At 47.6% G+C, this 2,996-nt stretch carries 2 protein-coding genes; one reads left to right on the top strand and one right to left on the bottom strand.

Annotated features, from left to right (window positions below; all coding sequences use genetic code 11):
* Positions 1–315 precede the first annotated feature (315 nt).
* Complete coding sequence (locus ABIE02_RS22370) at positions 316–1,260, bottom strand: Abi family protein (protein WP_429211447.1); 945 nt, start codon at positions 1,258–1,260, stop codon at positions 316–318.
* An 896-nt stretch (positions 1,261–2,156) separates the two neighbouring features.
* On the opposite strand from ABIE02_RS22370, the gene ABIE02_RS22375 reads away from it, so the two are divergent.
* Complete coding sequence (locus tag ABIE02_RS22375; protein ID WP_429211448.1) at positions 2,157–2,357, top strand: antitoxin VbhA family protein; 201 nt, start codon at positions 2,157–2,159, stop codon at positions 2,355–2,357.
* Positions 2,358–2,996 lie beyond the last annotated feature (639 nt).

Genomic DNA, 2,996 nt, shown 5'->3' on the forward strand with positions numbered 1-2,996 from the left:
GGGGTATTTTTCAGGCTTCTGGGCAGGGAAAGGTGCCGGAAACGGCCGTCAGGCCGCAGGATCGCGCTGAGGGGCTCTCAGGGGGTGCGGGCAAGAGATGTTATGGTAAATCATGCATCTGCATCCTGTACCTATTGTGGAAGATAATAGTGTTGTATTGACGATGTCGTCGAAATGTAGTAGATTAGATCCCGTAGTCGTCAGCTAGCGCAGTTCTTTAAGAATTGCAGCCATGCTAGATTCCTTAGTGTTCTAGTAGTTAGTTGATGCATAGAGAATATGAAGAGGCCACCCCTAAAGGGTGGCCTTTTGCATTTATGATTTCCTGATATGTCCGATCACGTTTCCGGATTTTTTTAGTTCAAATAGCCAGTTCTTGCATAGCGGGTTTGATAATTGCTCGATTACTTTTTGCGAGAAATCATCTGCTTCTACATCTAAGGCAATTGTTTCGCTTTGCGACATAAAAGACTTTAAAGAGCCTTCAGTCATCATGCTTAATATGTCTATATGGTTCATGGTTCCAATATAGAATTGGTGCATTTCGATAGAAATATAACTTAGAGTGCTTATTATTGTATTGTATTCAGATCTCATCCTCGAAATGCAATCAGCGATAGTCGTTGGCTCTGGCTTTATTTGTTTTTTACCGTCAATACTTTTAAGTATTTTGTTTTTCCATATCGGCTCAAAGTGAGACACTCGGTTTCTCAATATGTTTATGCGCTTCATATTTAGCTTTAACTCATTCAACCTACTGCTTTTATTGAAGAAGTTATCTGGAGTTGAGCTGAAGATTAGAGGGAAAAGTACATCCCATGGGATATTCTTTCCATTATTTGTTTTATTTATTTCCAGAATATACCTCCAGGAGCCATGAGATATTGATGATATTATTTTGTGAGGAGGGGGGAATCCACCTTCGTTATATATCTCATCTATTTGCCACTTTACCTTCCCAGTTGTTGCTATTTTATCGTACCAATTACAAGAGTTCTTATCACCTGATAAATTACCGTTGTAAGTATTTTTATTGTTGAATATATAATTGCTCATGACTCTATGTATTTTATTTCTGAGGCATACTTCATAAATACCTATTGCCATGCTTATCCGAGAAGATAGCTCGCTGTTCCAGCAATACATCCCGTAGATTTCATCTTCGCTTTTATGAGGGTACACACGTCGATAGCTATTTAATCTTTCAGTAGATATGTCATTGATATGTTTAGCTATATTAATCGCAGGCGTTTTATACATGGAAGTCCTTGAGCATGCTTTCGCTGGTTCTTTATGAAGTGATTATTATGTTGACACTTTTTGTTGCAGAGGCATACTGAAGGCGAAAAAAAACCGCCTTGCAGGGCGGTTTTTTCCAAGGTTCAAAGAACTTGCAGGTTTTTGAACCTAGGTAACTGGCTTGGAGGAGCACAGTCACCAAAACTGTCCTTTCAGTGTAGCCTTATCACACACGAAACTTCAAGACTCTCCTCCTCTAAACCTGTTACCTGTGGCTACCACCATTGGCGATTTGTCGTGCCTGTCAGGATTGGAATCATGAGTACAGTTACCTGAAAGTCGTGGTAGTCGGGCTGAACGGGGAGTTCGTGCATACAGCCCAGCTTGGAGCGAACCACCTACAAGGAACCCAGTTGCACGGGAAGGAATGAGAAAACGCCACCTTACGGCGGTCTGCAACGGGTAAACCTCACGGTGGGAACAGGAGAGCGCACGAGGGAGCGACCCATCGGAAACGGTGGGGATCTTTAAGTCCTGTCAGGTTTCGCCACTTCTGATTTGAGCGCCGGAAATCACCTGATTTCTGTGAAGCTCGTCAGGAGGGCGAAGCCTATGGAAAACCGGCAATCCCCAGAACCTCCTTATGGCCTTCTGCCTGAGCAGGTAACGCTCGCCGCAGTGTCATGACCGAACGAAGTGAGCGAATGACCGAGGAAGCGTAATGTCTGTAATGCTGAACAGGGATCGTGTCGCTCGGTACACCCGTTTCCTCCCTGATTACACACCCGGCTGCAACAGTTTTCTGTCGTTTTCCACTTTTGCCTGCACAGCTATACAACGGCAACATCCGGCCAGGACATGTAAAGTGGGCCTACTTTACGCCTGCCTTATTCGCATGACTGCTCAAAGGAAAACCCATGACTGATGATCGGGCACTGCAACTGCGCTTAGCCGGGTTCCGCAAAGCTGAAGCATCTCTCAGGCTTGAAGGGATGGACCCATCCGGAACCCCGCTTTATGAGTCCTTAAAGGCGCGGATTCTTTCCGGTGAGCTTACTTTCGGCGAAGGTCGTGCTGAGATACGGTCGTATTACCAGAAGCGGGCGAACAGTAACTGACGCGGACAGGAAATGTTTTGTCATTACCGCCGCTCCGCACCGATAACAAAACAGCGGGACAAGATGTGTTTTTGGAGTACCGCCGGCACGCCAGAAACACCTGGTCAGGCTCCGCCCGACACCCGGGAGCTTGCTACTCTTCTGCTACCTTTTTGCTATCCATTTGCTACCACATAGGCCTTCCGGGCTGCCGGTTGCTATCCTCTTGCTACTCATTTGCTATCGAACTGCTACCACTCCCTTTTGGTGCACTATCACCAAGGCACGTTAGCGATGTATACATCGCCGCGCCGCAAGGGTGCCCCTTCCGAATCCCGGTCATCGCTGAACGCTGCCCACTTACGTTAAATCGCCCCCCCTGCGCTCAGGTTATGCCATGCCTGACGGCCTGGCCAACGCCTCACGGCCGCACAGTAAACTGCGCACCCGTTCACCGTTATTCGCCAGGTTCAGTGGTGCTTTTGGGCGTCCCACCGGATTTTAGCCGCTAAAATCCCGGCCAGGCATGTGCGTGCATAGTCATGCAGCCGCGCAGAAATTATCAGGGGTATTTTTCAGGCTTCTGGGCAGGGAAAGGTGCCGGAAACGGCCGTCAGGCCGCAGGATCGCGCTGAGGGGCTCTCAGGGGGTGCGGGCAAG

The organism is Leclercia sp. 1548 (genome assembly GCF_050435045.1).
GTDB lineage: Bacteria > Pseudomonadota > Gammaproteobacteria > Enterobacterales > Enterobacteriaceae > Enterobacter > Enterobacter adecarboxylatus.